This window comes from Leuconostoc sp. BM2 (assembly GCF_002095565.1).
GTDB classification, from domain to species: Bacteria; Bacillota; Bacilli; order Lactobacillales; family Lactobacillaceae; genus Leuconostoc; species Leuconostoc falkenbergense.
On sequence record NZ_MOWQ01000026.1, the window covers coordinates 1 to 26,652 of the forward strand.

Sequence of the window (26,652 nt, forward strand, 5' to 3'; positions counted from 1 at the left end):
CCATTTTGACCAACCAGCCATTCGTTGACGATTATTAATTTAAATTCATTTGAATATTTAGACATAGAAAAACCCAATAACTTTCTGGACATTTTTTTATTTTGTCCAAGTTATTGGGTTCACTTCAAATGCGTTGCCTTTTTTGTATACAATCATGTTTGAAACCGATATATGTTATAATATGATGTAATATTGAAGAGGTAGAGTAAGTGAAAAATTTTATCAAAAATTGGGTTGTGCCAATTGTCATTGGATTAGCCATTGCGATGTTAATTCGGACTTTTTGGTTCACTTTGGTTAAAGTTGATGGGCCTTCAATGTGGCCTAGTTTAGAAAATAGTGAGCTTGTTATCGAAAATAAATTGGCGACGATTAAACGTGGTGATGTGATTGTATTTGATGCAACGCATGAAGATCCACAAATCAAGTCAGGGCATAAGGACTATGTGAAACGCGCTATTGCGGTGGCTGGTGATACAGTGGAACATCGCGGCGCTAACTTATATGTTAACGGCAAAAAGGTCAATCAAGACTATATTGATAACGATCAGCGCACCAGTGGCACGTGGGGAAATTGGACGCTGAAGACATTGTCAGCTCGCGAGGATTTGTGGCAAAAGAAAGATCAGAACAAAAGTGTGGTGCCTAAAAATATGTATTTTGTCCTAGGAGATCATCGTTCCGTATCAAATGATAGCCGCATGTTTGGCTTTATTGAAAAGAAACATATATTAGGTAAGGTTTACGTACCATTTTGGAATTCAGATACCAAAGCAAAAGAGAACATCAATGACCAATCAAAAGAGTTTTTTGCCAAATAAAGTAGCGACCGAACTTGTACTACGCGCAATGCGACCTGAAGATTCAGACGCAGTTGCGCGTATTTATTTGGAGAGCCGACAACATCATTTTCCATGGGTGAAACACCCTAGGTCAGCTGATTTTTTGGCAGATTCTCGTGGTGAGCGAGTGATGGTAGCTGTTTTTGGAAATGAGATTGTCGGCTTTGCGTCGCTGTCTGAATGGGATCATTTTTTGCATTTGTTATTTGTTAAAGAGGGCTGGCAAGGTTATGGTATTGGGGCACGTTTGTTAGAGTGGGCGCGTCAGGCTGTGACTGAACCGCTAGAATTGAAAGTAGTTTTAGCTAATGTTGGCGCACAACGATTCTATGATCGTGAGGGCTTTGTCCGGATTAGAAAATCTCAGCTTGCTAGACCACAGAATGTGACGTACAGGGATGGTAGAAAATGATTGACACAGTTAAAGCAGTTAAAAATTTTAAATGGTATCACGTGTCAAATTTGACGCCGGAAGAGCATCAACGGTTGATATCAGAGCATCATTTGACCAATGAAATGATTAATTATGCGGTCGACCACAATGAAAGTGTCCGTATGGAATACGATCATGCTGCTGATGAAGCATTAATGGTAATCGACGTGATTTCTTATCACCCTAAAAATGTGGAAACGCGACCAATCGGCATTTTGTTTGCACATGGGGATGTTTATACTTTCACGCACGAGCCAACTGATTACATTAAAACGGTGTTGTTAGAGCCACAAAATCAGCAAGTTCGTGCTGCTGATGACGATATTAGTGCCTTTGATTTCATTATGACAGGGCTTTATTCATTAATGACGCGCTATGTTGATGAAATCACGTCTATTAATCGCAAAAGACGTGTCATTCAAGCACAATTTGCCGAGAAAAAACGTACAACACAGCAAATGAATGATTTGTTACATTTGCAAACGCAAATGATTTATATTCAAAATTCATTAGCCAATAATCATGCAATGCTGGATAATTATCGGACGGACTTCAAAAAAACGTTGCAAGATTTCGAGCTAGAACATATTGATGATGTTCGTGTCGAAGTTGGGCAAGCTGAGCACATGGCTAATTTGGCTATGGAAGTGATTAATTCGGTGAGTGATGCGCTGGGAAATTTGAGTAATCGTGACCTGAACTGGACGATGAAAGTCTTGACGGTCTATTCCATTGTTTTGACTGTACCGACAATTGTTAGTGGCTTTTATGGGGAAAACGTCAAGTGGCTACCATTTGCTGCAGCGCAAAGTGGCTGGTGGGTGACACTCGTCATTACTGCAGTATTGATGGCTGTTGTCAGTTTGTTACTGTTGTTGAGTGGGTTCTTTAGGAAATAAAAAACGAATGGGCAACTTATTGTTGTCCATTCGTTTTATTATGGCGTCTCACTCAACGTCCATGTTAATTCTGATTCTAGTTGCTTACCAAGCAATGCTGTATCAAGCACAGTGCTTGGGTTCAACCAAATGCTGAAGTTTTTGGTATCATCATGATTAAAAGCAATACTCTTGGTCGCAGTCGCTGATGTGCCCGACCAGAAACTGCAAGCTCCCGTGGACAAATCATTAGCGCCATATTTAATCTTCAAATTTGACTTAGCAATCGTAGCTGATTCACCATCAGTTGTCCAGTCGCTTGTTTGTGCCACGGTAACATTATACGTTGTACTGTTATCTAAATGTTTTAAGCTCACTAAGCCGGTTGCCATGTTGGTTGCCAGAGGGCTATTGCCATTAAAGAAGTCACTAGCCCCTAACGTGCCAAAGGTAAGGGATGAAATTGTGTTGATAGCAGGTGTTGGCTGAACTGACTGATTAGCCCAGACATAAGTCGTTGGTTCCGTTCGATTAGCGTACATTTCTGTCGTTGTGACCATTGCCCCTTGAGGATAATAATCTGTACCACTACCAACGATTTGCCAACTGGCAGCAGTCGTCTTGTAACTTGTACCCGGAATCGTTGTGCCAATGGCAGGAGCCGCTGTGAATTTAGGATTTTCTGCGAATTTAATATCTTCTCCTAGGGTGATTTTCCAGAGCTTGGTAGTATTGTAGAACATAAGGAAGACAGAAGAACCAGTAGTATGCCATCCTGATAAGTTCAATATTCTCAGGCTAGATTCATCAAACATGTTATCAAAATCTGTCACTTTAGTGACATCCCAGCCACTCAAATCTAGACTAGTTAACCCAGTTTTGTAAAACATATGGCGCATGTCAGTAACATTGGTCGTCTTAAAATTAGTCAGGTTTAAATTAGTTAAGGAACTTGTTCCCGAAAACATTTGATACATGTAAACATCAGTCGCTGTCCGTACAACACCCCAAGTTGATAAATTCAAACTTGTTAAGTTAGTTGCATTATAAAACATTCTGCCAAAATATTGCACTTTAGTGACGTCCCAGTCGCTAAGATCAAGACTGGTCAGTCTGCTCTCGCCAAACATACACTCCATAGCTATTACATTTGAGGTTTTGAAGTTTGTCAAATTTAAATTGATGTCGCCACATGCAGCAAACATATAACCCATTGAAACAGAATACGCAGTTCGACCAACGCCCCAATTTGCTAAATTCAATGTCATTAAACGTGAACCATAAAACATAAACTCAAAAAGGCTCACTTTGGTAACATCCCAGGAACTAAGATCAAGACTGGTCAATCTGCTACTTCTAAACATTTGCGCCATATTTGTGACGTTAGTTGTTTTAAAATCAGTTAAGTCTAAGTCTATGTCTATGTTGGTTGTGCCACAGAAATGAAACATACCAAGCATGGTAACATCAGTCGCTGTCCGTCCAACACCCCAAGTCGATAGATTTAGGGTGGCTAGATTACTTGTATCCCGAAACATTTCGGAGAATCTGGTCACTTTAGTGACGTCCCAGTCGCTGAGATCAAGACTGACTAGCTTGTTGCCTATACCGACATCAGTACCGCGAAACATAGAATCCATATTCGTGACATTAGTCGTCTTAAAATCGGTCAGATTTAAATTGGTTAAGTTCACAGTGTCTTTAAACATATAACTCATGTCAACCATCGTCGCTGTCCGTTCAACGCCCCAAGTCGATAGATTTAAGGTAGTTAGTTTAGTTGCATTCAAAAACATGTTGGAAAAGCTTGTTACTTTGGTAACATCCCAGCTACTCAAATCTAAACTGGTCACACCACTTCCAGAAAACATATAAGTCAAATTAGTCACGTTACTCGTATTGAACGCACTCAAATCTGGTGTTGCTAAGGCACTGTCCTGTTGGAACCAATATGCCATGCTCTTTACTGATGATGTATCAAAATGGCTCAAATCAATTAATTGAGATAATCTTGTTAAATTAGCGAACAAATAAGTCACAGCAGTTGGTGCGACAACGCCACTTTTAAATTGAATATTGATGACTGTTGTTGGGTCAATACCAGCATTCGTTAAATTATTGTCAATGCGTTCTGCTAGCGTACCCGCACCAAAGACCAACAAGCTATTAGCAGAATCAAACGTCCAAGTGGAAGTGCCGTTGGTATTAGTTGTGATGGCTCTTGGTGCTTTAGCTTTTACAACTGATTTTTGATTACCTTGTTCCTCTGATTCTGGCAGATTACTATCTTCAATCGGTGGCTCGACTTCCTCATGCTCATCTACTTCTGACTCTGATGATTTTCCCTCAGCAGAATCATCACCAACATTAGCATCCACCCGTTGAATCAATTCCTGCAAATCAGAACGCCCCTCATTAGGTAACCGCATTGTCGTTGCTGGTTGGTTATTATTTTTTTCTGATAGTTGAGACGCTGTCACAGCTTGCAGAGGGCCTGATAAAGTCATTAATAAGGTGATGATGATAATATATAATGATTTTCTAACACGCATATTTCCACTCCATAGTAGTCTAGACCCTCATTCTACTAGGGGGGGTGGAAGATAAGACGACTTTTAAGTGAACAAATTGTGAATTTTGATGTTTAATTGCAGTCGTTCACGATTTCAGTGCTGTAAACGTAATGACAATACTGCTCTGCAAAAAGAATACCGTGAAAAACTTGCATTCTTAACATGTAATTTGATAAGCTATAAGCATAAATTAATTGCAGATATAATTGGTTAAAAATGGTGACCTAGTTTCTACCGCACGCCAAAAAGTGCGACTATCGCAAGTTAGTATTCGATTACAAGACAATGCTGGCCTTTTCTGATAGGGAAATGGTCAGTTTTTTTAATTGCAGCGAGAAATCGAGGGAAAAATGGATAACGCGGTGAAACAAAACAAAGTACAATCTTTGTTCTTAGGATTACAACATGTGCTAGCGATGTATTCGGGCGGTGTGTTGGTGCCTTTGCTGATTGGAACAGCCTTGAAATTTTCGGCGGCACAGATGGCTTATTTGATTTCAGTGGATATTTTGATGACTGGTGTGGCAACATTGCTACAACTGAAGCGAACACCATTAACTGGTATTGCCATGCCCGTCGTGCTTGGTTCAGCCATTCAATCCGTATCACCCTTGATTAACATAGGTAGTACGTTGGGCATTGGTGCGATGTATGGTGCAACCATTTCTGCCGGAATTTTTGTTTTCCTAATTGGTGGGCTATTTGCCAAATTGCGTGCCTATTTTCCGCCAGTTGTCACTGGTTCTCTGATTACAGTGATTGGCTTTACTTTGATACCGGTTGCCTTACTGAATTGGGGTGGCGGTGATGTGAGTGCCAAGAGTTATGGTGATTTAAGCAATCTATTGGTCGGGTTAGTCACGATTATTATTATTTTAGGTTTTATGTTGTTTGCTAAGGGCTTCGTTAAAGCAATCGCAATTCTATTAGGTATTATCTTAGGCACTGTGTTTGCAGCCTTTTTAGGTAAAGTGTCGCTTGAACCTGTTGCTTCCGCTGCTTGGGTGCACGTGCCAACGCCATTTTTCTTGGGTGTTCCGACATTTCATACCTCAGCCATTATCACAATGATCGTGATTGTATTAACGAGTATGATTGAATCAACGGGTGTTTACTTTGCGTTAGCTGATTTGACTGGCCGTAAGCTAAGTGCACACGACATGGCTAATGGTTATCGAGCCGAAGGTTTAGGGGTCATTTTGTCTGGTATTTTTAACACATTTCCTTATTCAACCTTCAGTCAAAACGTTGGTGTGGTTAGACTTTCAGGCGTGAAAACGAAACAACCGATTTATTTTGCAGCAATTATTTTAATTATTATTGGTTTGCTACCAAAGTTTGGCGCATTAGCAACGATAATCCCAAGTGCTGTATTGGGTGGTGCAATGTTTGTTATGTTTGGGACGATTGGTGTGCAAGGTGTCAATATTTTACGCCATGTCAACTTTGATTCTGAGAAAAACTTAGTGATTGCAGCGTTATCAATTGGTGGTGGCATTGGCGTGACGGTCTACCCACAATTTTTCCAGCATTTGCCACAAACCATTCAACTGATTGTGACCAACAGTGTGGTCGTGACATCAATTTTAGCAGTTGTGTTGAACATGATTCTTAATGGTAAAATTAATGACGACGGCGAACAAGTAATGGATGGTAAAATAGTTGAAAAGGGGTTAGCACAATGAAATTGTTAGAAGAGCGCATTCAAAAAGATGGTCGGGTATTAAATGAAGACGTTTTAAAAGTCGATTCATTTTTGAACCATCAAATTGATCCAGAACTGATGCAAGCAATGGGACAAGAGTTTGCGCGTTTATTTGCTAATGAGAAGATTGATAAGGTCCTAACGGTTGAAACTTCTGGTATTGCACCAGCCGTTTTTGCTGGATTGGCGCTACACGTGCCGGTTGTTTTTGCGCGTAAAAACAAGTCATTAACGTTGCCAGATAATGTGTGGACTGCTGACGTCTATTCATTTACTAAGCAAACAACCAATCATATCATGATTGACAAGCGCTTTTTGACAGCAGGCGAGAATGTGCTCATTATTGATGACTTCTTAGCTAACGGTCAGGCGGTTGATGGTTTACTAACAATTGCCCAAGATGCTGATTTAAACGTTGTTGGGGCCGGTATTGTCATTGAAAAAACTTTCCAAAAAGGACGCCAGCTACTAGATGAGCGTGGTATTCATGTGGAAAGTTTGGCAAGAATTAAGGCTTTTGTCAACGGTCAAGTTGAATTTCTATAATTGGGTGGCAATTTTTGCGAAATGTTTATGCCATTTCAAGACATCAGCACGATTTTCATGCGCTGAGCGAATTAAATAAAATGAACGATTAAAATTACTATTTAAAGATTGATAAGGGACGCCATTGGGCAGTGTTTGAATACTGACAATCGACTTACCAAAGTTTTCTGCCAGCATTTTGACAATCACGTCGTTGTTGGCAATGGTTAGAAAATGGTCTGGGACAATGTTTTCTTGCTTGAAATATTGTTGCGTGTAATGATATACACCAGAACCTTTTTCACGCACCAGCCATAGGTCGCTACTAAGATTACCGGCTAGCACTAACTGGTCGGCAGCAATGGCTTCACGCACAATAAAATCATGTGTAATCGGCTTTTCAATTAAGCCAATATCAAACTGATGATTCAATACACCAGCTAGAATTTCCTCGGAATTATGCATTTCGATTTGGAAATCAGTGGTATTGAAATCATCTTTTTTAATATGAGCTACCATTTTAGGCAATAAGACGGTTGCTGACGTTTGCGAGGCACCAATCTTGATAGTGATCCGTTGATTTTGAACAAGACTGTCGGTGGTCTTTTGCCAATCATCTAAAAGCGCTAGCGCCCGCTGATACAACATACGGGCATTAGTTGTCGGTGCTAATTCGGTACGGCCATTTCGGTCAAATAGGGTTGTTTTTAATTCAGTTTCCAGTTGCTTAATATGTACACTGACGCTGGGTTGCGAGATAAATAATTGGTCTGCTGCCTTTGAAAAAGACCGCGTTTCATAGACTGCAATGAATGTTTGTAATAATTTGAACATAGCCCATTCCTATTAATCTTTTTAATTGAATACATTATAAATATTTATTTTACAAATAGCAAATGCAGGGGTAATATTATCTGTATTATAACTTTAAGGATTGACGGGAGAGAACATGAAAATAAAAGCAAATATGGTATCGGGTATTATCATTACCTTAATTTTGTCTTTTGTCGCTAAAATTTTGGCGAACTGGTTACCTTTTTTGGGCGCAGAAGCGATTGCGATGTTGTTAGGTATTTTATTAGGCAACACTGTGTTAAATCGCGGTTCATTTGCACCGGGGATGAAATGGGCGGAAAAATATCCGATCGAAATTGGTATTGCTTTGATGGGACTGACCGTAACATTGCGAACCATCGAGAATTTGGGCATCAACGGGTTGGCCTTTATTCTAATTCAAATGACATTAACAATTATTATTGTGCTGTGGATGGGTGGCCGACTATTTAAGGTCAGTGATAAGTCAGCCATGTTAATGGGAGCTGGCAATGCGGTTTGTGGTTCAAGTGCCATTGCCTCGGTGGCGCCGGCCATTGGTGCCAATGATGATCAACGGCGTACAGCAGTTGCGACTGTTAGTTTAACTGGTGTGGTGTTATTGCTATTGCTGCCAGTTGTGGGTCCACACTTAGTTGGCAATCATAATTTATTATTAGGTGCATTAGTTGGTGGTGTTGTTCAGTCAGTTGGTCAAGTTGTTGGAACGGCGGCCTTAATTAACCCAACAGTTGTGACCTATGCGACTTTGTTTAAAATGTTGCGGGTTATCATGTTAACGGTCGTTGTCTTGGTATTTGCTAAGATGGCACAAAAGCGTGACCAGGGAAACGGTGAGACAAAAGTTGCTTCAAAAGGGCTTAAAATTCCATGGTTCATCATTGCTTTCGTTATTTTGCTGTTAGTTAATAGTTTTTTGCCAATGCCACATTTGCTGACGTTAGGGGCAAAAGAAGTTTCTGGTTTCTTCGGTGTTGTTAACTTAGCAGGAATTGGACTAAACTTGAAACTGGATATTATTAAGAAATCTGGTAGCAAGTTCCTGAGTTATGGTTTGGTCACAGGTTTCGTACAAGTTGTTTTGGCGGTTATTTTAATTCATGTTTTGTTTTAATCGGCCCGAAAGGGAATGATCCTCTATCTCTGCGTTATCAGCGCAACGCTCTACCATTGAGCTACAAGCCTATGAAGAAGATGTTTCATGTGAAACATCTTTTTTTGTTAATCGACTTCGACAGTGACAGTGCCAAAATCGTCACTAAATTGTGCTGACCAAGTACCCGCCGTCAAAGATGGTGGTAGTAAAAATGTGCCGGTTGAAGCATGTGTTCCCGCAGGGAATTTTTTGCCTTGTGAAAATAATTTGCCTACTAACCACTTCAAAGAGAAAACAGGGTTGCCAAGTACTTCAGATCCTTGACCACTGGCTACTTCTTCACCATTGTGGGTGAGAACAGCTTTTACATCAGCTAGTGTTTTGAGTGTCAAGTCAGCACCGTCACGAGCCGTTCCATAAACAACAGCACCACCGACAGCAGTGTCACTCAAAACTAAATATTTATCTAATTTTGGAAACCAATTGGCAAAGCGTGCGTCGGGCAATTCCAGTGCTGGTGCGACGGTTGTGTGTTGTAGCAATTCTTCCGGTGTCATGTCGGGCGTGAGATCTTCTTTGGCTGTGAAGAGCATTTCAACTTCCACAAGTGGTTCATTATAATCACTCAGGTGAAATTTAGTATTAGAAGGTAAGAATTTGTTGGCCAGTTGACCACCATAAAGTGGGGAATCTGAGTCGAACATCGCTTGTGTTTCAGGTGATGTCAATGACACTTTATAGCCGGCGACTGGTTCACCTTTTTGCTTAAGAACGGCATCTTGTACTTGATACGCCTCTTCAAAACTGTTGACAACGCCAACAAAAGCGTCGCGGTCAAGTGGCGTATTGGTGGCGAAAGCCTGATATAAATGGTTAGCTAATTCTTGTGATGTCGTCATAATTTTCCTCCGAGATATTGTGCTACCAAAGTGGTAGTCACTGTGCTATGGCAAATAAAAAATCTCATTCAATAGCAGCTACGCTATCAAATGAGATTTAAGTCACTTGAAACCGTAACGACAGGCATGCAGCGAGTCGTTACGCAAAATAACAACCCGATTACTAAATAATAATAATCGCGTTGATAATTGTGTTGTTTACTTGTGAAGTCATTTGCTTGTTCATGTGATTAATTATAAAACAATAAAAAAAGAAAAGCAATGTTAATTTTACTTTTCTCATTTTAAAATCATTTTTCGACATGATTTGGCAGATATTTTGTGAGGTCTTCGTCACTCATAAAAGCCCAAACTTTGTCACCATAAGTGACTTGTAAGTGATTATCCTCGCGCATGAGTGTTTTAAAGCCAAGCTTATGCGCTTGAATATAAGTTTTTTGTAGGTTTTTTGGTACAAAAACAAAATTATCTTTGGCTTGTTGACGTGTTTTTAAAATGGCTTGTCCACGTGTTACAGCATAGGTGGTTAGTGAGTCATTTTTAATGAAGCTAGCGAGACGAGCACCAATCGTTTGTCTTGGATTATCTAATGCCGTTTTGGCATAATCTAACGCCTGATTAAAATCGTCACGCAAATCAGCTGGTGATACGGCAACAATTTCTGCTAAGCGTGTCAACAAATTACGAGCGTGTTGGGTAGCTGTGCTGCTGAGTGGTTCATCTGGGTGTGCCAACGCTACAACATGATTAAAGGCGCGTGCACCTTCGGCACTGTGTTTTGGCCAAGGTTGTGGGTTAACAATTGCGTCGATAATCAGCAGATGTAGAAAACTCAAAGCGGTTTGGGAGATACCATCTAATGAAAATGGATCTGTATCAAACATTCTAAATTCCATGTAATTAGCGCCGTTTTGAATCAAATCTTCAATTTCTCCGGGGCCTTTGAGTCGGACTGGACCGTAAAACTCGCTTTTGTCATAGAAATAACCATTGGCAATGTATTGCCTAATTTGGCGAATATGGGTTTCAAAATCTGAATAATCCACTAAAATTTCGGGGCGATTGGCAAAACCAAAATCACTGGCACGCCAAGAACGTACTGGCTGGATATCGAGTCGATTATTGGGTAAGTTGTCAGCACTGTTTTCAGTGACAGGACTTGCGCCAAATAGATAGGTTAGCAGCCAACGATAACCGGTGACTTGTTGCGCTATTTGGAAATATAACCGATTTTTGGCAGCTGGATAGGATTGAATATGATGTTGGGATCCAAACCAATCAATCAAATTATCAGCTGGTGAATAATTGACATGCACGCCGGTCATAATGTGTTGATAATAACCATAGCGAGCGATTAATTCTTCACGATATTCTTGATACCATGGGCGTTCAAAGTGTGTCAATAAGAAGTCAACATCGTCTTCATTGAGATGAGGCGGCATGGAAAGTGGCCAAATGATTTCATCTTCTGCTAGTTCATTGCTCAAGATGGTTTGCAATTCATGTAGATGGGCTAAAGCATCCTTTGAAGCATGTTTTGGCGCAGTCACCAGCTCTTCTTGACTCTCTGAAAAATCAGTTTGGAAGTAAGGATTGGTTTTTCGAGTGCCAAGTTTGCGTGAGTGGGGATGCTGCGATAATCGCGGTTGTCCTAATTGGACGCGGTGTTCTTCGATTTCAATTCCAAAGCGCCCAGCAAATAATAGGTCAAGGAAATGATTGCGTTTTAAGTGGTCAAGATTTTCGGACATATAATGTTACCCCAACAATGATATTTACCTCATTTTACCGCATTTACGTTTTAAAAGGGTGAAATATGTATTTTAGAATAAGCGTTTGATACAACCTTTGTAATCGAAATATTTGTATTAAGATACGCCCCAAACTATAATAAGGGTATGTTATTCAAAGATAAAATTTATCAATACGTTCCGGCTAAAGTGCCGGATAATATAACGGTCTTTCGTGATGTTGATTATGCTAGCGGTACGCGTCATCAGCTTGATATTTACCGACCAAAGACGCAACATACAGTTGGGGTTATTGTAGATATTTATGGTGGGGGCTTATTACGTGGGGAAAAGTCTTCTTACAAATTACAACCAAGTTTGCGATTTTTAGCTGATCATTACGCCGTTGTGAGTCCAAACTATTCACTCAATACCGTTCACACGAATCATTTTCCGAATCAAATTGCTGAAATTCGCGCGGTACTGTCATTTTTAGTTGCTCATGCTGAAACGTATGGGTTAAATATGACTGATGTGGTGTTGATTGGTGAGTCAAGCGGTGCTCAATTGGCCGTTTTGACTGCAGCCAGTATTTCGGGTGGTGCTATGTTAGGTGAAAAACCGGAAGGTGCAACATCTGGTGAGTTACCTCGAATTTCGCATGTAATTGGCTTATACGGGCCTTACCAAGTTGACCAATTTGTGCCACAGTTTGAAAAGTTAGGCATAACACCAAAATTCTCCGAGACTGGTTCAAAGTTGTCATTTGAAGGCATTATGTTAAATAATCAGCGACCGGCTGATGTGCCAGAACTGGTTGCACAAGCTAATCCGGCGACTTATTTTAGTCAAAAAATGCCACCACTGTATTTGTTGGCAGGGACGGCGGATGATGTTGTACCGTATTTACAAAGTGTCAAATTAGCGCAAGAATATGGCGATATCGTTGGTCAATCAGCCAAAACAACTTGGGTGTCTGGTGCTCACCACGGACCCAGTGATTTTGACACTGATAATATTTATCAGCAAAAGTTAGCCTTTATAAGGCAATAAAAAAGATTGATGCGTGAAATCATCAATCTTTTTTATTATGGACGATCAGTATCATCTGGTGTGACGTCTTTTCTCGTCTGATCAGAGTAATAGTGAGACTTTTTTGGTGCATCAGGCATTAAGATCCATGCTAGGATATAAACCAAAATACCCGGGAAAGTAGCTGAAAAGAATGATACAAAAACGAAGATGACACGGACAAGTGTTGCGTCCCAACCAAAATATTCAGCCAATCCACCGAGAACACCGCCAATTAAGCGATTGTTGCGTGAACGTGTTAATTTTTTATTTTTAGCCATGATGATATTTCTCCTTGTTTTTAATGAATAACTTTTTGAACGACTTCGGCAATATAGTAACCAATGTAGCCCCAACTTAAGAACGCGTGCCACAAAGTTGACCACCAATCGTGAGATGTCGCAAATTGAATGCCGCCAGCTAATAGGAAACCAACGCCGTAAGCTTGCAGGCCATGATCGTGGCCTACGTGAATATGATTGTAGTGTTCTTTCATGTGATGATATTGTACGTTTGACCGTACACTCCTTAATAAATTTTAACAGTACCCGAATTAGCTTGTGCTTCTATGGCAAACTCGGGATCTATTCCAACGAATCCGCGTTTGTAGCTGCCAGTATTTTGTTCGAAATGAATATTACTGCGCTCAACAGACACACTGCCAGAATGCGCTGATAATTCAAAATTAAAATCTTGATTGTTTGGTGCGGTAACGCGAATTGAACCAGAATTGGCTTTTAAAATTAAATCACGCGTCAATTTTGAAAGGCGTAACCGGATTGCGCCCGAGTTAGCTTTAAAGTGACCGCCCCCAACAAAATCGTCAATACGAATTGAACCAGAATGTGCCGACACGGTAGCGTCATTGATGACAGTTTTTTCTAATTTGATACTGCCTGATTTATTTTCAATTTCAGCAGTTTCAAACTTAACATCGCTGGCTTTGATCGTCCCAGAAGTGACCCGCCATAGACCACTTTTGGCTGTAATATGTTGTGCCTTGAAACTGCCAGAATACACACTGACGTTGAATTCTTCAAGTGCTATGCTGTTGACATATAGACTTCCTGAATGGTTGATTGTCGTCACTCTTCCGGCGTGGAAGTTTTGTGGTAAGCCAATTTGAATCGCAGTTTTGACATGGAAAAGCATTGGATGATCGCCTTGTGAAATGAGGACATGATCATCTGTTTCTGAGATACGGGCAAAGTAACGGGCATTGTCGCGACTGAAGTATTCATCAACCGTGATTAAATCAGTTTTGTCATTGGTATAAAAACTGACGCTGGCGTCCTTGTAATCAAAAATGAATGGTTTGTCACTTGTTGGAATCGTGATATTGTGATGTGCTTTGGTCCAAAATGGTTCCTTAAGTGTATGTGTCTCAAAATCATAATGACCTTGATCACCTTCAAATTGATAATACTTGTCGTCAACTCGTGCGCCTTCATGATCAACATGTAGCCAGTCGCCAAATTGCACTTTGTCGTGTTCGCCGTCAATGACAATATCGTCACCAAGGCGAACCCCTTTGCTGTTAATGTGAAGATTACCAATGTGTACGCCTTCATCAGAGATATCTACAAATGACCGTTTGCTGTTTTCGGTTGCTTGTTCCTGCTCATCTGATTGTGTATCATCTTTGGTTGCTGATTTTTGTTCGCTTAATTCTTTCAAAACAGTATCAATATCACCGAGCTGATCAAAAGTATCATCCAATGCTTCGTCATGAGAACGGTCAGTTTTGGCAAAGTCTTGATAAGCCTCAATTAAATCAGCGACTAGTTCCTCTTTGAACTCGGTTAGCTGAGCGTTCGGTGTATATTTTGAAAAAATAACATCTAAACGTGTTCTAATTTCCATTTCTATTGATGTCATAATTCGATTCTCCCACTAATCAGATTGCTGATCACTTTTTTAGCAAATCGCCATTCATCTAGCGCCGTGGCTAGATGGTCTTGACCTTGTGAGGTGATACGGTAATACTTTCGACGTGCGCCTTGTGTTTCGTCGCCCCAATAGCTCTCAATATCACCAAGTTTCTCAAGTCGACGAAAAGCAGTGTAAAGGGTTGCTTCGTTGAGTTCATATTGATGGTCTGACAATTGCCGAATAGATTTTGAAACTTGATAACCGTAAGAATCACCTTGATTTAAGATATTCAGAATAATCGTATCAGTGTGACCTCGAATGAGATCTTTTGATATTTCCATAGTAAATTACCTCGTATGCTTATATAATATAATAAACTACTGTGCTTGTCAAAGTAATTTACTTAATTTTACAAAAAAATCATATTTTCTGTGTATAATAATGCTCAAAAGGAGTTAGTCTTATGACGCAACAAACAACACAAAATAATCACCCTCATACGCGGTATCCTGATTTGTCAGGAAAAACCATTGTGGTAACTGGATCCTCTTCTGGTATCGGCGAAGCTATTGCTCGACATGCTGGTGCTGAAGCAATGAACGTTGTCGTTAATTACTTAAACGCCAAACAAAATGTCGTTGACGGATTGTTACAACTAATCGAGTCTGCTGGCGGTCGGGCAGTTGCGGTGCAAGCTGATGTTGGTACTGAGGCGGGCATTCAAGCAATTTATGACACCGCAATCCAACATTTTGGTGAGATTCATGTTTGGGTTAATAATGCGGGGTTTGAAATACAAGAAGCGACGCATTTGGTGAGCTATGATGACTGGCAGCGGGTATTACACGTTGACATGGATGGTGTATTTTTAGGGTCAAAAATTGCAATTAATCACTTTTTGACGCACAAAATTCAAGGTAACATTATTAACATTTCGTCGATACATGACACGATTCCGTGGCCAACATACGCGTCTTATGCCACAGCGAAAGCTGGTGTGTTGATGTTTACCAAGACAACTGCTCTGGAATATGCTGAACGTGGTATCCGTATTAATGCGATTTCGCCGGGTGCACTTGATACGCCAATCAATGCAGAGCGCTTTAAAAATCCTGCTGTCAAGCAAGAAACGACTAATATGATTCCAATGAAAAAAATTGGTGACCCGATTGACGTGGCTAACGCCGCCATGTGGTTAATTTCTAAAGAGGCAAGTTATATTACGGGGACAACACTTTACATTGATGGCGGAATTACCTTATATAATGAATTTCAAGGTGGTAAGGGTTAAAAAAAGCCTTGTGATTGCTCACAAGACTGTACTCTTATCATTAATATGTTGCGCATCTCTTAAACCACGTAGGTTTTGATAGAATGAAGCATTGACTGCTAAGAAATAAGGTGTAGTGAAGATAGCTAAAAATCCACCAGTTAGGGCTGTCAAAATTGACCAACCAATCAAACTTAAACTAAGCAAGAAACGATGCCCCTTATAACCATTCATCATCTCAGCTGATGCTTTCAAATATTGACGTGCTGTACGAATTTCACGGTTGTTTTGAACATCATCACGGTAAATTAAGATTGCCTGTGAATAGCTAAATGACTTGATAATACCCGGGACAATGAATAGCAATGCCCAAAGCATTGAATAGATGGCACGAACATAAGCAATTTTATAAACTGTCCCATTGATTAGTGTTAAGCCAGCAACGAAAGGCTTGGCGGGTTTCTCGTCTTCTTCAGACCAAGTAAGGAAACCAACGGTCGAGCTTTCTGCAAACATTTCAATTAAAGCAATGAATAATGCTAAAATTGCAAAGACAATGATTAGGCTGATTAAAACAGCGACAATAATTGTGATAATAGTGCCAGCATCAACTGCTACACTTTTACCAATACTGCCACCAGTTGATGCGACAGTATCGGTATTGCGCAATTGGTCCCTTGCAGTGGCGGCACTACTGACAAACTCTAAGATAACCGGAATCAGTGCTAGCAAAAACGCCGCGCCAAAACTTTGTGTGACGCGCGACCAAGCTGCGTGTTTAATTTCTCGAATTGAATTCATATCAGTTCTCCCTCTGACGTAATATATTCAATTATAACATAGTCGAAAATGGTCACAAAAATACCACTATCTAATTAAAGATTAAAAATTACTATTTAGAATGAAATTCTGGTATAATAAAAATATTCATTACGTTGATAAAGGCAATATTAGGCGTGTATCAGAAAGTTAGCGGTTGCTGTGAGCTAATCCGAAAATATTGTTGAGTTACACAACGTTTAGACAATGACGTAGGCCGCGATAAGGCAATATTAAGTGGTGAGTCCGATGACTTACAATTTAGGTGGTACCACGGTGAAAATCGTCCTATTCTATTCAGATTAGGGCGATTTTTGCTGTTAAAAATGATTTTAAAACAAGGAGATACTGATGAATTTTATTGAAGACTTGAAATGGCGTGGCGCCCTCAACCAAGTAACGGACGAAGCCGGTTTGTTAGAAGCAATGATCAATGACAAAATTGGCGCTTATGTTGGAACTGACCCGACAGCACCATCATTACACTTGGGACACTTGATTCCATTTATGGTGCTAAAGCGTTTCCAAAATGCTGGTGGTAAAGCAGTTATCATCATCGGTGGTGGGACAGGCGCTATTGGTGATCCACGTCCGACAACTGAACGTAAATTGTTATCACCAGAACAACTCGCTGCTAACGAGCAGGGTATTACAGCGCAAGTGACGAAGTTATTTGGTGCTGGTGACACGCAAATTGTTAATAATAATGACTGGTTGGGTAAGCTGACGCTGACAGACTTTTTGCGTGATTATGGTAAGTTATTCTCAATTAATGTCATGTTGAAAAAAGATGTCGTTGCTTCACGTTTGGAAACGGGTATTTCATTTACTGAATTTACCTACCAAATTCTGCAAGGTATTGATTTTCATGAATTGTGGCGTCGACACAACGTTCAATTGCAAATTGGTGGTTCAGATCAGTGGGGCAATATCACGTCCGGGATTGATTTGATTCATGCAATTGAAGGTAACGAAGCAAAGGCGTTTGGTTTGACAATTCCTTTGATGACAGACGCCACTGGTAAGAAGTTTGGTAAGTCTGAAGGCAATGCCATTTGGTTAGATGCTGAAAAAACGTCACCTTATACGTTCTACCAGTTCTGGTACAACCAAAGTGACGCTGATGTTGTGAAATACCTCAAATACTTTACTTTCTTATCGGTTGATGAGATTAATGAACTTGAAAAAGCGTCACAAGAAAATCCAGGTGCGCGTGAAGCACAACGTCGTTTGGCGCAAGAAGTGACAAAGTTTGTTCATGGACAATCTGCTGTTGAAGAGGCAGAACGTTTGTCAGCAGCTTTGTTTAGTGGTGATGTTGCCGACTTGTCCGCTGATGAAATTGCGGATGCCTTTGGTGGTGTACCAAGCTTTGAGATTGAACAAGCACCTAAAAACATCGTTGATTTTTTGGTTGATGGGCAAATAGAAAACTCTAAACGTCAAGCCCGTGAAGATGTAACCAATGGTGCCATCAGAATTAATGGTGAGCAGATCAAAGACCTTGAGGCAGTGATTGACCCTGCAAGTCACTATGACGGTCAATTTGTGTTAGTGCGTCGTGGTAAGAAAAAGTATTTCTTGGGTAAAGTACAATAACTTTTAGCATGGCCAACTTAACGGTCGTGCTTTTTTGAAAGGATAATATCATGAAAATTTTAATGTATAACGCCGTAGCGGATGAATTGCCATACGTTAAGAAGTGGTCTGAAAAAGCGGGGCACGAAGTGGTCACAATCGACCAACCACTAAACGAAGAGACTGTTGATCGTGCTAGTGGTTTTGATGCAGTTTCAACACAACAAACGACATCAGTTAATCCACCAGTTTATGAGCGATTATCACAACTTAATATTAAACAAATCGCCTTGCGCCAAGTGGGCTATGATGTTTTTGATTTGCCCGCTGCCTTTGCCAATCATGTGCGCTTATCAAATGTTGCGGCCTACTCACCACGCGCCATTGCTGAGTATACGTTAACGCAGTTATTTAATCTGATTCGTCATAATAAAAAATTCGACCGTGCTATGGCACAAGGGGATTACACTTGGGCTGCTGGTGGACAGGCGCGTGAAATTCATGACCTAACAGTGGCAATTATTGGTGTGGGCCGCATTGGTACTGCTTTGGCAGAAATGTTGCACGCGCTTGGCGCACAAGTATTGGGAGTAGATCCCGTTTACCGCGCTCAAAATGAACCATTTGTGACGTATACGACATTAGATGAGGCATTGCGTCGTGCCGATGTGATTAGCTTTCATACGCCATTAAATGATGAGACACGTGGACTGGCAGATCGCGCATTTTTTGAAAAAGTACAACCGGGTACCATCATGTTAAATTTTGCGCGTGGTGAAATTGTTGATATGACAGCTTTGGAATCAGCATTAGCCAGCGGTCAATTAGCGGGTGCTGCTTTTGATGTGGCACCAAATGAAAATGACTTCATGGACCAAAAGCAAACAGTTGATGAATTGCCAGAAAATATCCAACGGTTAGTAGCTTATGATAACTTTTTGTTGTCACCGCATATCGCTTTTTACACGAGTACGGCCATTAAAAATATGGTTGAAATGGCACTAAATGATGCAGTCATCATGGTCAATGGCGGTTTCACCGAAAATGAAATTTTGAGATGAGCTCAGCAAATTAAAAAGTGATGCAACGACTAAAAAAACAGTGATTATTGATAGTCAATAATCACTGTTTTTTTAGTCGTTTAAAGTTTAATGTCGTTTTGTAAAAATGGTAGCTTAGCACGTAGGAATGGGGTTACCCAGCGGTCCAAACCGATTTTGCCTGAATTGTAACCACCAATTAATAGCAAAGCCCCAATGAAAATGAACGTTGGATTCACTGATACAACGCCGGCGCCAAGGTATGAAAAGTTCATAACGAGACCAAAGAAAGCAGCTGCTAAGGTTAACGTACCAAACACCAAACCTAGCCCAACTAGCAATTCACCCCAAGCGACTAAAAATGAAAAGGCAGCCGTTGATTGACCGTGGTTGGTCGTAACATTTAAGAACCAATCATACCAAGGGAAAGCAGCTGTTTTATCTGGTGTTAGTACAGGGTTTTTAATGGCACCCATAATTAAACCAGAGGCATCAAAGCCACCTTTTGCTGTGATTTTTCCCCAGCCATTAAGCGTCCACTGGTAACCTAAGTAAACACGTAAAACAGTCAAAATTCCCATTGCAATTTTGGAATTGCGTAGCCATTGAATCATAATATTCTCTCCTAAATATATTTAATTTCAATTTGTAATATCAATTACAAATAGTAAGTATACAGAGTGTTTTGTGAAATGTCAAACAATTTGTTTAGTCTTAAAATTTCGAAATAAGCCCATGAAAAATAATTGATAAGATTGATGTGAGTGTTTCTGTCAAATATGCTTGAATTATGGTCAGTTTTTTCACAAAGTAGTCACAAAAAGGGTAACTATTTTCGATACACTTGAAGTAATGACCGTGAATGGGGGTAGAATTTATGGTAAAAAATCACGTCATCAATTTAAATGAGGCTTTGATGGATGATCAAGCCCGAGGTAGCGCGGCTGAGGTTTTAGCTGATATGAATGTTACTGGACATAGTTTGACTAAAGCTGCTACTGACGCTAAAAAACAAATTGCGACACGAGAAGGCTGGACTTGCACTGTCTTGCAACCTGCTGAATTGCGACAATTTGCTGGTGGTTTATTGCGTGGTGTTGATGATTTTGCAATGCGACGTCAAGTTGCTGAAAATCCTGAATATTTAACACTTTATCATCAATTAATTACAGAAGTAAGCGCGCTTGGGGATGAAAATTCCGTCGATCAAGTCTCATCCCATTTAAAACAGTTGCGAACTTTGGTTGAACAGCTATCACTTTCTCAAAATGTGACGGCTACCCAGTTGCGTCGTGTCGCGGCTGATATTTTGGCTGCATTTGAACCAGCTAAAAGCGATCCGCTAATTGCTGCACAATATAATGCGTTAAGGGCAGGCTATACAACGCCAAGAATCCTGACAATTGATGAATGGCGGCGTTTGATTAAGCAATTTCATGATGTGTTACCACATTTTAAACAGGAAATGCGTGGCTATTTATTTGATGTATTAGCTGAATTACACGATCAAGTTGTTCATTATGATGCTGAAAGTTTGCCTGAAGTTGTGGAATTTTTTCAGGAAATTGACATGATGATTCATACAGCTGCTAGACCGTCAGACTTTATTGGTGTAATGGCGCGTTTTGATGATGTGGAAGGCGTGATCGCGACGATGATTACCCAAGATGCCTCTTTGGAACGCATACGAGAATTTACGCATAATATTTTAGAATCGCTAGACGCAGCAATGTCTGCGGGAATTGCATTGACAAGATCCGGACAAGAAACATTAGCAATATGCAAAAATGACTTTGAACAAGAAGACTTGGATCGCGCGCAATACTGTGATCTCGTCAAGAGATTACAGAGTATTCGTTTGTCTTGATGCGTTGAAATAAAATTTAAGGTTGACAGTAAATGTAAAAGATGTTTTACTATAAGTGTAAAACATGTTTTACATTTTTGTTTTGTAGGGGACTAAGATGAAAAATTATATCAAAGATTTTAGATCGACCAATAAAATATCTCAGGCAGAGCTAGCAACCTTGACTGGCGTGACACGGCAAACAATTAATGCCATCGAAAATAATAAGTACGATCCGTCACTCAAGCTTGCTTTTGATTTGGCTAATATTTTGCATACGTCGGTTGATGAATTGTTTGTTAATAATGTGGAGGAATAATAATATGAGTGATAGTAAGAGAATAGTCCGTTTTACGTTCTGGATGAACAAAATCTGGCAAATAGGATTTATTTTGTTTTCTATTTTGATGATTAATAATATGCGCCAAATAGCCACGATGATAATATTAGTGTCATTCGTAGCAATAATTTTTGAGAGGATTTATGTCTCCAAAAAGTATCATGTTCGAATGGGCAACCAAAAAGATGAATTGTATTTTGCCAAGGATGAGCGGGATCGGGACATTGCACTCAAAGTGCACAGTGCGCTTATTAATACTTTTGTTTCGCTAGTCATGACATTATGGCTATTATTAATCGCCATATGGGTCATGGACATTTTTTCAATTAAAGTATTATTTTATGTTTTGAATGGATGGATTGCTTGCGCATTTATCATTCCGGATATCCAATACTATGTATTGTGGCATAAATATGATCAGCAATAGCTTAGCCTAGCAGGAAAAAGCAACTAATTGATAACGAGCGTTTCGCCACTTCGCTATCAATTAGTTGCTTTTTATCGTTAAAAGTTATTTATTGGTGCTTTTATGATTAACCCACAGTAGCAAACCAGCACAAATAAAAGACCACCATGGGTTGCCCTTATTCCAAAGTAGGCAAATGATGCCGAATAAAAATGACATAATGGGCAGTATTAGTGTATAAATAGAACCCATGTCACCAGCAATATATTTTTGCCATTTGTACTTTAGTCCCAGAGTGCTGTTCCTATCAAACTCTCCAATATTATCTAGTGTCATTGCGATAGCAATAAACACGAATAGAAATGGTATATAAAATATGCCTAAATGGACAATATCTAGTACGTTAGCAATAAACAATAAGAGTAAGATGAAAAAACAAAGCTGTAATTTCCAGTATATTTTCTTCATATTCACCGTTACATACTTTTTTTCCAAATCCTCGCGCATGCCAGTATCTTCCTTGAGTAAAGTATCTAAAGAAATCTGATAGTAATTACTTAATTGAATTAAGCTAGAAATATCCGGATAAGTTTTTTCATTTTCCCAACTAGAAATAGTTTGCCTAGTAACATAAAGTTCATTAGCGACATCTCCTTGTGTTAAATTCATATCTGATCGTGCTTTTTTTAGCCGTTCACCAAACCGCATAACTTGTCCTCCTATGTTTAGATATAGTCTGAATGTAAACTGTAAATAAGGCAAGCAATGATTCATTGCTTGCCTTATTTTTGTTGTAGGATAAGCACTAATTTCTAGTCACTCTGATGCTTGATTCTTGTAATGCGCGTACATCAGCTAAAGATAATTTTGATTTAGGAATATAAATTGCGCGGCGTTTTAGCATTAGCACGTATGATACCTCAAGTACTAGGTGGATGACGAAATGATTGTCAAACTCCAGCACATATAAAACTTGCCACGGCTGATTGATAGGAACGTTATCTTTGGGCCATTGAAAGCCGTTTTGGTGATAATCAGCAAATAAAAAAGTACCTTTTTTCAATAATCTGTATTGCCTTAATCGGAAAAGCGCTAAGCAAATCACAACGCCGTATAGAAACATTGATATCATTATTAAGCTGATGTTTAATTGCCCACCGACTAACCAAAACATAATCAACGTGGTGACCAGTATGGTTTCCACTAAAAAAACTAAGGCAATTTGATGCCATTTTTTCTTTAAAAAGGTGGCGTATGTTGGATTAACTCGCGGTAGTTCCGAAATAAATTGCAAATACAAGCTTTCCAATTTGTCAGTCATTGAAGCGTCGACGAAAAAAATGGTGACTTTATCTTTGATAGAAGCTATTGGTAAGGATGTATAGAGGTTATCAATCATAAATGGTTTTGCTCCAATTAATCGTATTTATCAAATAGGTATGAATAGTGTGTAAACTGATTATTACCCGTTATGGTCCGCTTCAATTTCTTAGCGCCAATGCGGGTCGTTGTGCTTGACTGTATATTTTCCAGTGTCGACGTTAAAATCTTCATAGGTTTTCGTGAATATGCTTGAGCCAGTGAACGCGACGTGGCCCTGTGAATCGGGTGTTACCTAACACGACAAAAAATGGCAATCCAAGTTGATGGTTTGTCATCATGCCATATTATTTAAGATTTTTTTAACGGCAGAATAATATTTTTAGTTTTTATTACAGGCCACCAGTGGGGAGCCATGGGAAAAATAGAGTCATTAAAAAGTGCATATGTTATACCTCTCTTCATGTTCTTTTTGCAAATAAACTGTATAAGTGTATGATATGCTTTAAATAATAACGCACAACATTTTATGCAAAATCGGATAAAATTTATTGTGAGGGTGGGGGATGAGTATGAATCAAGGACAATTGCTGAAAAAAATTAGAGTCTCTAGAAGATTGAGTCAACAGCAGTTGGCCCAAGATATTACATCACAAGCAGCATTATCGCGAATGGAGAAATCTGGCAATATTGATGCCAATGTTTTATTACGTTTTTTGGATAAACTTGATATTCATCCGACGGAATTTTTTATGTTGGCCAATCCTGATGGCTTGATTGATTCTCAGGACTATCAGAAAAAGTTGTATGCAGCTTACTATAATAAACAAAATAGTCAAACCTTAATCAATCAAGAGTTGCTTTTATACGACAAGACGAAAATTAAAAAGCACCAAATCAACGCATTACGCGTTCAAGCGGTCTATGCTAAAATTAATAATTTGCCGTTAGAAAATCGTGAAGAAATAACGTATGAAATTCAGAATTATTTATTTGGGTTTGAAACGTGGTTTTTAAATGACATTCTGATGTATCTTGATGTTTTGTTTTTGTTTGATGATACTTTTATTCGGAGCTACCATAACAGAATGATCCGTTCATTAGATAAACTGCCTTTTAGCGCTGTGCAAAAGCATTATTTGCAAATAGCGTACGCCCATAATGCCACGGTGCTAGCATTTGAGAGAAATAATATGAAGGATGCGCAATTGTATTTGCAAGCCTTTGAAAAATTTGTCTCCCTAGACACTAGGACCTTGACCGACACAATCTACTACTTAACCTACTCAAAACTTTTTAGTTTAAAACAAGGGTTCGATCAACAAATATATGATGATATGCTTGATGATTTAGCGGTATTTAAACGATTTGGATATACGAAAGAATATCATGATATTCTTTATTTTATAGAAAGTATACTCAAGCCAAATAAGGCATAGGGAAGTAGATGGTTAGTGGTAACATGTCAGAACGAGAGAGGTAGATTTTACCAAAACCAAAAAAACCGATGAGAATGACATCTCATCGGCTTTTTGATTATGACAATTGAAAGTGATATTGATTATTTTTTGACCACAACACTTAAAAAAAGCATGTTTACTTAGATTTCAAAAATTTTTTGATTGTTTTTTGCCAAGGATATTTAAAGTCCATCGTATTTGAATCATCGAATTTGTTTAACATAGATAATACGCGAACGTTAAGCAAGAAGACGAGCCAGATTACCCAGCCAATCCAGCCAAACTTAATAACGTTGAATAAGTCTAACAACTCTATCACCAACAGAATAACCACAATCACTACTATATTCCGATAGACCGGTCTCAAATCACTTCTAACTGTTTGCTTTTCCAGAAATAAGCGCATTTTGTGGTTTTCCCGCAATATTTCATCTAAAGAAAATCCAAAATAATCACTTAGTTTAATTAGGGTCATAATATCGGGATAGCTATTGCTATTTTCCCAACTTGATATTGTTTGTCTGGTGATGAAAAAATCATCGGCGATTTTTTGTTGTGTTAGATTCATGTTCATGCGAGCTGATTTTAATTTTTGTCCAAAGTTCATAATGTTCTCCTAAACTTATTATTACAATTCTTCTTATATAAATAAAGCAAATAAAATTTGCTACTGATAGAAAGCAAAAAAAAACAGCAAAAAGCACTATTAAAAGCATGAAATCAGTATGCAAAAGGATACTTGCTCGACCTTTGCTTAACTATCTCGTATACTATATCGCAGTGATATTGGGAACTCAGATCAGTACATGAAATATGATAAAAAGATGTTTGGTCCTCGTAATTCATTTAATCCATTTTCTAATACAGACATATAGGATTTAAATGAAAAGGGTATGCTGATTGTTTTTACTGGCTTAACATAGCCGAAAGATGATATTGGATATGCTAGGTGAATTTTAGACACTATAAATTAAGGTATCTTTCCATGCTAAGTTATTTTTTAAAAATTTTGTAAGCAGAAAATATTATAATCGGCAGAGCTGCTATCGTGATAATTATTGTTGTGTTTATTTGTGCCGTATAATCAACAAGTGTTATAAGCCAAAAAGCACTAGGAAACAATAACGCTGCAATCAAGATAGATATATATGTTTCATGCTTCATTGTTTCAGCACCTTTCTATAATAAGGACTAATGCTTAATGGTATTCAGCCAAGGGCCCTTATCATCACTGTACCAAGATACGCCGTGCAAGCTAAAAATCAAAATATGGCTTGTTAAAAGATATCATTGCTTCTTAAAGAATACAAATTCAGAACGGTTGGGTGTAGCCAAATGATGTTCTTGTGGTTTAGTGGCTACCAAAATTCATACCAAGGCCATAGCCCAAACCTTGGTATTTGTCAGCAAATTCTTGACTTGTTATCTGCAAATAAAACGGGGATAATGCTGCAGAAAGACTATTTTTCATAGCCAGTGGTGTTAAACTGGCTTTTAAATCAGAAATGATTTTAGGTAAGTATTGATGTTTTTCTAAATTTAACTTTGCTACTAGTAGCGCATGCCGTTCTTCTGAATTAATATTTTTATCTAAAATTAAATCGGTAATTTGATTTAACAAATCAATGTCATTAGACATAACTAAAGTCCTCTTCACCTGATTATATATTATTTTATCGAACATTAGCAATGCCAATGTATAAAGTGACTGCTTTAATTATAGGCATGATTGCATTATTCGTTTTATTTTAAACAGTACAGCAACCTGTTAATTTATATACAAATAAATGGACCTTACTTGCAATTGTTACTGCTTTTATGTATTTTTTGAGCATTGCTATTTTTAGGGGAGTAACTAGCAATAATATTGATGAGCAAACTGGCATCTATGTTAGTGCGGGACTGCGTGTTTTACTATTAACTAGTAGTGTCTATTTTATACCGCAACTGCCGTTGAGAAAGTAGAATACATAGTATGCTAATCATCTGTAATCCTGTGGACAATAAACCAGATTATTTGATAATCATTTTTAAGTAGACATTATTAAGCTTTTTTTAATATTTGTTCATTCTATTATTTCAAAATTTTTTGTTTTAGTTCCAGAATGACCTTTT

29 protein-coding genes, 1 tRNA gene and 1 riboswitch are annotated in these 26,652 nt (G+C 38.9%); of the genes, 14 read left to right on the top strand and 16 right to left on the bottom strand.

The genetic code is table 11. The annotated features are described in order from the left end of the window. The first annotated feature begins 209 nt into the window (after positions 1–209). The 3 genes from lepB to BMG01_RS07440 are packed head-to-tail and all read left to right on the top strand — an operon-like array spanning position 210 to position 2,174. The gene (gene lepB / locus BMG01_RS07430) at positions 210–821 is read left to right on the top strand and encodes a signal peptidase I (protein ID WP_084013453.1); all 612 of its coding nucleotides are present in this window, start codon (positions 210–212) and stop codon (positions 819–821) included. Continuing rightward, on the top strand, positions 790–1,254 hold the full coding sequence (locus BMG01_RS07435; protein ID WP_004915134.1) for a GNAT family N-acetyltransferase: 465 nt from the start codon (positions 790–792) through the stop codon (positions 1,252–1,254). The genes lepB and BMG01_RS07435 overlap by 32 nt, the downstream gene beginning before the upstream one ends. Beyond that, complete coding sequence (locus tag BMG01_RS07440) at positions 1,251–2,174, top strand: magnesium transporter CorA family protein (RefSeq protein ID WP_004915131.1); 924 nt, start codon at positions 1,251–1,253, stop codon at positions 2,172–2,174. The genes BMG01_RS07435 and BMG01_RS07440 overlap by 4 nt, the downstream gene beginning before the upstream one ends. 38 nt (positions 2,175–2,212) lie before the next feature. Here BMG01_RS07440 and BMG01_RS07445 read toward each other — a convergent pair whose 3' ends face one another. Beyond that, positions 2,213–4,705, bottom strand: a complete 2,493-nt coding sequence (locus BMG01_RS07445) for a BspA family leucine-rich repeat surface protein (RefSeq protein WP_036067910.1) — start codon at positions 4,703–4,705, stop codon at positions 2,213–2,215. A gap of 199 nt (positions 4,706–4,904) precedes the next feature. After that, a riboswitch (purine riboswitch) is annotated at positions 4,905–5,002 on the top strand. 74 nt (positions 5,003–5,076) lie between these two features. Between BMG01_RS07445 and BMG01_RS07450 the strand changes: the two genes are divergently transcribed. Then, the gene (locus tag BMG01_RS07450; protein WP_004915126.1) at positions 5,077–6,411 is read left to right on the top strand and encodes a nucleobase:cation symporter-2 family protein; all 1,335 of its coding nucleotides are present in this window, start codon (positions 5,077–5,079) and stop codon (positions 6,409–6,411) included. Beyond that, positions 6,408–6,977 (top strand): xanthine phosphoribosyltransferase, encoded by a 570-nt coding sequence (locus tag BMG01_RS07455; protein ID WP_004915122.1) that lies wholly within the window; start codon positions 6,408–6,410, stop codon positions 6,975–6,977. Before BMG01_RS07450 ends, BMG01_RS07455 begins: the two co-directional genes overlap by 4 nt. On the opposite strand, the gene BMG01_RS07460 is transcribed toward BMG01_RS07455, so the two are convergent. Next, on the bottom strand, positions 6,972–7,790 hold the full coding sequence (locus BMG01_RS07460; RefSeq protein WP_004915120.1) for a LysR family transcriptional regulator: 819 nt from the start codon (positions 7,788–7,790) through the stop codon (positions 6,972–6,974). The genes BMG01_RS07455 and BMG01_RS07460 overlap by 6 nt on opposite strands. 115 nt (positions 7,791–7,905) lie before the next feature. On the opposite strand from BMG01_RS07460, the gene BMG01_RS07465 reads away from it, so the two are divergent. Next, positions 7,906–8,904 (top strand): YeiH family protein, encoded by a 999-nt coding sequence (locus BMG01_RS07465; protein WP_004915118.1) that lies wholly within the window; start codon positions 7,906–7,908, stop codon positions 8,902–8,904. On the opposite strand, the gene BMG01_RS07470 is transcribed toward BMG01_RS07465, so the two are convergent. The 3 genes from BMG01_RS07470 to BMG01_RS07480 form a co-directional block, all read right to left on the bottom strand. Next, positions 8,905–8,975 (bottom strand) — tRNA-Ile (locus BMG01_RS07470). Positions 8,976–9,011: 36 nt separating this feature from the next. Continuing rightward, on the bottom strand, positions 9,012–9,785 hold the full coding sequence (locus BMG01_RS07475; protein WP_004915116.1) for a 2-keto-4-pentenoate hydratase: 774 nt from the start codon (positions 9,783–9,785) through the stop codon (positions 9,012–9,014). A 290-nt stretch (positions 9,786–10,075) separates the two neighbouring features. Further along, positions 10,076–11,536 carry a glutamate--cysteine ligase gene (locus tag BMG01_RS07480; RefSeq protein ID WP_004915114.1) on the bottom strand — a complete coding sequence of 487 codons (1,461 nt, stop codon included), beginning with the start codon at positions 11,534–11,536 and terminating at the stop codon, positions 10,076–10,078. A gap of 147 nt (positions 11,537–11,683) precedes the next feature. Between BMG01_RS07480 and BMG01_RS07485 the strand changes: the two genes are divergently transcribed. Then, entirely contained in the window at positions 11,684–12,568 is an 885-nt protein-coding gene (locus BMG01_RS07485; protein ID WP_004915111.1) for an alpha/beta hydrolase, read from the top strand. A 35-nt stretch (positions 12,569–12,603) separates the two neighbouring features. Here the strand turns inward: BMG01_RS07485 and BMG01_RS07490 are convergent, their stop codons facing one another. Genes BMG01_RS07490 through BMG01_RS07505 form a run of 4 tightly spaced genes read right to left on the bottom strand, consistent with a single transcriptional unit; the run spans position 12,604 to position 14,799 of the window. Continuing rightward, a complete protein-coding gene (locus BMG01_RS07490) occupies positions 12,604–12,867 on the bottom strand; it encodes a PspC domain-containing protein (protein WP_004915107.1) in 264 nt (87 codons plus the stop codon). 20 nt (positions 12,868–12,887) lie between these two features. After that, positions 12,888–13,082, bottom strand: a complete 195-nt coding sequence (locus BMG01_RS07495; RefSeq protein WP_004915105.1) for a hypothetical protein — start codon at positions 13,080–13,082, stop codon at positions 12,888–12,890. Positions 13,083–13,114: 32 nt separating this feature from the next. Next, complete coding sequence (locus BMG01_RS07500; protein ID WP_004915103.1) at positions 13,115–14,464, bottom strand: DUF4097 family beta strand repeat-containing protein; 1,350 nt, start codon at positions 14,462–14,464, stop codon at positions 13,115–13,117. After that, the gene (locus BMG01_RS07505; RefSeq protein ID WP_004915101.1) at positions 14,461–14,799 is read right to left on the bottom strand and encodes a PadR family transcriptional regulator; all 339 of its coding nucleotides are present in this window, start codon (positions 14,797–14,799) and stop codon (positions 14,461–14,463) included. Before BMG01_RS07505 ends, BMG01_RS07500 begins: the two co-directional genes overlap by 4 nt. Before the next feature lie 122 nt (positions 14,800–14,921). On the opposite strand from BMG01_RS07505, the gene BMG01_RS07510 reads away from it, so the two are divergent. Continuing rightward, on the top strand, positions 14,922–15,749 hold the full coding sequence (locus tag BMG01_RS07510; protein ID WP_004915100.1) for a glucose 1-dehydrogenase: 828 nt from the start codon (positions 14,922–14,924) through the stop codon (positions 15,747–15,749). 18 nt (positions 15,750–15,767) lie between these two features. Here BMG01_RS07510 and BMG01_RS07515 read toward each other — a convergent pair whose 3' ends face one another. Beyond that, on the bottom strand, positions 15,768–16,529 hold the full coding sequence (locus tag BMG01_RS07515) for a DUF975 family protein (protein WP_004915097.1): 762 nt from the start codon (positions 16,527–16,529) through the stop codon (positions 15,768–15,770). 369 nt (positions 16,530–16,898) lie between these two features. Between BMG01_RS07515 and tyrS the strand changes: the two genes are divergently transcribed. Both tyrS and BMG01_RS07525 read left to right on the top strand, forming a co-directional pair. Beyond that, positions 16,899–18,146 (top strand): tyrosine--tRNA ligase, encoded by a 1,248-nt coding sequence (gene tyrS / locus BMG01_RS07520; RefSeq protein WP_004915094.1) that lies wholly within the window; start codon positions 16,899–16,901, stop codon positions 18,144–18,146. A 50-nt stretch (positions 18,147–18,196) separates the two neighbouring features. Continuing rightward, complete coding sequence (locus BMG01_RS07525; protein ID WP_004915090.1) at positions 18,197–19,186, top strand: D-2-hydroxyacid dehydrogenase; 990 nt, start codon at positions 18,197–18,199, stop codon at positions 19,184–19,186. A gap of 80 nt (positions 19,187–19,266) precedes the next feature. On the opposite strand, the gene BMG01_RS07530 is transcribed toward BMG01_RS07525, so the two are convergent. Next, the gene (locus tag BMG01_RS07530; RefSeq protein ID WP_004910358.1) at positions 19,267–19,779 is read right to left on the bottom strand and encodes a DoxX family protein; all 513 of its coding nucleotides are present in this window, start codon (positions 19,777–19,779) and stop codon (positions 19,267–19,269) included. 263 nt (positions 19,780–20,042) lie between these two features. Between BMG01_RS07530 and BMG01_RS07535 the strand changes: the two genes are divergently transcribed. The 3 genes from BMG01_RS07535 to BMG01_RS07545 all read left to right on the top strand — a co-directional run bounded on the left by BMG01_RS07535 (position 20,043) and on the right by BMG01_RS07545 (position 21,778). After that, positions 20,043–21,032 carry a hypothetical protein gene (locus BMG01_RS07535; RefSeq protein WP_004910359.1) on the top strand — a complete coding sequence of 330 codons (990 nt, stop codon included), beginning with the start codon at positions 20,043–20,045 and terminating at the stop codon, positions 21,030–21,032. Between the two features lie 97 nt (positions 21,033–21,129). After that, positions 21,130–21,330: a helix-turn-helix transcriptional regulator gene (locus tag BMG01_RS07540; RefSeq protein ID WP_004910360.1), complete on the top strand. Its 201-nt coding sequence runs from the start codon at positions 21,130–21,132 to the stop codon at positions 21,328–21,330. A 4-nt stretch (positions 21,331–21,334) separates the two neighbouring features. Beyond that, on the top strand, positions 21,335–21,778 hold the full coding sequence (locus BMG01_RS07545; RefSeq protein ID WP_004910361.1) for a hypothetical protein: 444 nt from the start codon (positions 21,335–21,337) through the stop codon (positions 21,776–21,778). A gap of 84 nt (positions 21,779–21,862) precedes the next feature. On the opposite strand, the gene BMG01_RS07550 is transcribed toward BMG01_RS07545, so the two are convergent. Next, positions 21,863–22,465 (bottom strand): helix-turn-helix domain-containing protein, encoded by a 603-nt coding sequence (locus BMG01_RS07550; protein ID WP_004910362.1) that lies wholly within the window; start codon positions 22,463–22,465, stop codon positions 21,863–21,865. A gap of 97 nt (positions 22,466–22,562) precedes the next feature. Further along, positions 22,563–23,156: a hypothetical protein gene (locus BMG01_RS07555; RefSeq protein WP_004910363.1), complete on the bottom strand. Its 594-nt coding sequence runs from the start codon at positions 23,154–23,156 to the stop codon at positions 22,563–22,565. Positions 23,157–23,649: 493 nt separating this feature from the next. On the opposite strand from BMG01_RS07555, the gene BMG01_RS07560 reads away from it, so the two are divergent. After that, on the top strand, positions 23,650–24,516 hold the full coding sequence (locus BMG01_RS07560; RefSeq protein ID WP_004910364.1) for a helix-turn-helix domain-containing protein: 867 nt from the start codon (positions 23,650–23,652) through the stop codon (positions 24,514–24,516). A 157-nt stretch (positions 24,517–24,673) separates the two neighbouring features. Here the strand turns inward: BMG01_RS07560 and BMG01_RS07565 are convergent, their stop codons facing one another. The 3 genes from BMG01_RS07565 to BMG01_RS07570 form a co-directional block, all read right to left on the bottom strand. After that, positions 24,674–25,144, bottom strand: coding sequence for a helix-turn-helix domain-containing protein (locus tag BMG01_RS07565; RefSeq protein ID WP_004910366.1), 471 nt, complete (start codon positions 25,142–25,144; stop codon positions 24,674–24,676). A gap of 386 nt (positions 25,145–25,530) precedes the next feature. Beyond that, a complete protein-coding gene (locus BMG01_RS11205; protein WP_004910367.1) occupies positions 25,531–25,701 on the bottom strand; it encodes a hypothetical protein in 171 nt (56 codons plus the stop codon). Between the two features lie 187 nt (positions 25,702–25,888). Next, positions 25,889–26,176: a bacteriocin immunity protein gene (locus tag BMG01_RS07570; RefSeq protein WP_004910369.1), complete on the bottom strand. Its 288-nt coding sequence runs from the start codon at positions 26,174–26,176 to the stop codon at positions 25,889–25,891. Positions 26,177–26,652: the final 476 nt, after the last annotated feature.

Bases quoted from the DNA above. Each gene is read 5' to 3' on its own strand.
- BMG01_RS07435 (WP_004915134.1), top strand. From the start codon at position 790: ATGACCAATCAAAAGAGTTTTTTGCCAAATAAAGTAGCGACCGAACTT.
- BMG01_RS07440 (WP_004915131.1), top strand. From the start codon at position 1,251: ATGATTGACACAGTTAAAGCAGTTAAAAATTTTAAATGGTATCACGTG.
- BMG01_RS07445 (WP_036067910.1), bottom strand. From the start codon at position 4,705: ATGCGTGTTAGAAAATCATTATATATTATCATCATCACCTTATTAATG.
- BMG01_RS07450 (WP_004915126.1), top strand. From the start codon at position 5,077: ATGGATAACGCGGTGAAACAAAACAAAGTACAATCTTTGTTCTTAGGA.
- BMG01_RS07455 (WP_004915122.1), top strand. From the start codon at position 6,408: ATGAAATTGTTAGAAGAGCGCATTCAAAAAGATGGTCGGGTATTAAAT.
- BMG01_RS07460 (WP_004915120.1), bottom strand. From the start codon at position 7,790: ATGTTCAAATTATTACAAACATTCATTGCAGTCTATGAAACGCGGTCT.
- BMG01_RS07465 (WP_004915118.1), top strand. From the start codon at position 7,906: ATGAAAATAAAAGCAAATATGGTATCGGGTATTATCATTACCTTAATT.
- BMG01_RS07475 (WP_004915116.1), bottom strand. From the start codon at position 9,785: ATGACGACATCACAAGAATTAGCTAACCATTTATATCAGGCTTTCGCC.
- BMG01_RS07480 (WP_004915114.1), bottom strand. From the start codon at position 11,536: ATGTCCGAAAATCTTGACCACTTAAAACGCAATCATTTCCTTGACCTA.
- BMG01_RS07485 (WP_004915111.1), top strand. From the start codon at position 11,684: ATGTTATTCAAAGATAAAATTTATCAATACGTTCCGGCTAAAGTGCCG.
- BMG01_RS07490 (WP_004915107.1), bottom strand. From the start codon at position 12,867: ATGGCTAAAAATAAAAAATTAACACGTTCACGCAACAATCGCTTAATT.
- BMG01_RS07495 (WP_004915105.1), bottom strand. From the start codon at position 13,082: ATGAAAGAACACTACAATCATATTCACGTAGGCCACGATCATGGCCTG.
- BMG01_RS07500 (WP_004915103.1), bottom strand. From the start codon at position 14,464: ATGACATCAATAGAAATGGAAATTAGAACACGTTTAGATGTTATTTTT.
- BMG01_RS07505 (WP_004915101.1), bottom strand. From the start codon at position 14,799: ATGGAAATATCAAAAGATCTCATTCGAGGTCACACTGATACGATTATT.
- BMG01_RS07510 (WP_004915100.1), top strand. From the start codon at position 14,922: ATGACGCAACAAACAACACAAAATAATCACCCTCATACGCGGTATCCT.
- BMG01_RS07515 (WP_004915097.1), bottom strand. From the start codon at position 16,529: ATGAATTCAATTCGAGAAATTAAACACGCAGCTTGGTCGCGCGTCACA.
- tyrS (WP_004915094.1), top strand. From the start codon at position 16,899: ATGAATTTTATTGAAGACTTGAAATGGCGTGGCGCCCTCAACCAAGTA.
- BMG01_RS07525 (WP_004915090.1), top strand. From the start codon at position 18,197: ATGAAAATTTTAATGTATAACGCCGTAGCGGATGAATTGCCATACGTT.
- BMG01_RS07530 (WP_004910358.1), bottom strand. From the start codon at position 19,779: ATGATTCAATGGCTACGCAATTCCAAAATTGCAATGGGAATTTTGACT.
- BMG01_RS07535 (WP_004910359.1), top strand. From the start codon at position 20,043: ATGGTAAAAAATCACGTCATCAATTTAAATGAGGCTTTGATGGATGAT.
- BMG01_RS07540 (WP_004910360.1), top strand. From the start codon at position 21,130: ATGAAAAATTATATCAAAGATTTTAGATCGACCAATAAAATATCTCAG.
- BMG01_RS07545 (WP_004910361.1), top strand. From the start codon at position 21,335: ATGAGTGATAGTAAGAGAATAGTCCGTTTTACGTTCTGGATGAACAAA.
- BMG01_RS07550 (WP_004910362.1), bottom strand. From the start codon at position 22,465: ATGCGGTTTGGTGAACGGCTAAAAAAAGCACGATCAGATATGAATTTA.
- BMG01_RS07555 (WP_004910363.1), bottom strand. From the start codon at position 23,156: ATGATTGATAACCTCTATACATCCTTACCAATAGCTTCTATCAAAGAT.
- BMG01_RS07560 (WP_004910364.1), top strand. From the start codon at position 23,650: ATGAATCAAGGACAATTGCTGAAAAAAATTAGAGTCTCTAGAAGATTG.
- BMG01_RS07565 (WP_004910366.1), bottom strand. From the start codon at position 25,144: ATGAACTTTGGACAAAAATTAAAATCAGCTCGCATGAACATGAATCTA.
- BMG01_RS11205 (WP_004910367.1), bottom strand. From the start codon at position 25,701: ATGAAGCATGAAACATATATATCTATCTTGATTGCAGCGTTATTGTTT.
- BMG01_RS07570 (WP_004910369.1), bottom strand. From the start codon at position 26,176: ATGTCTAATGACATTGATTTGTTAAATCAAATTACCGATTTAATTTTA.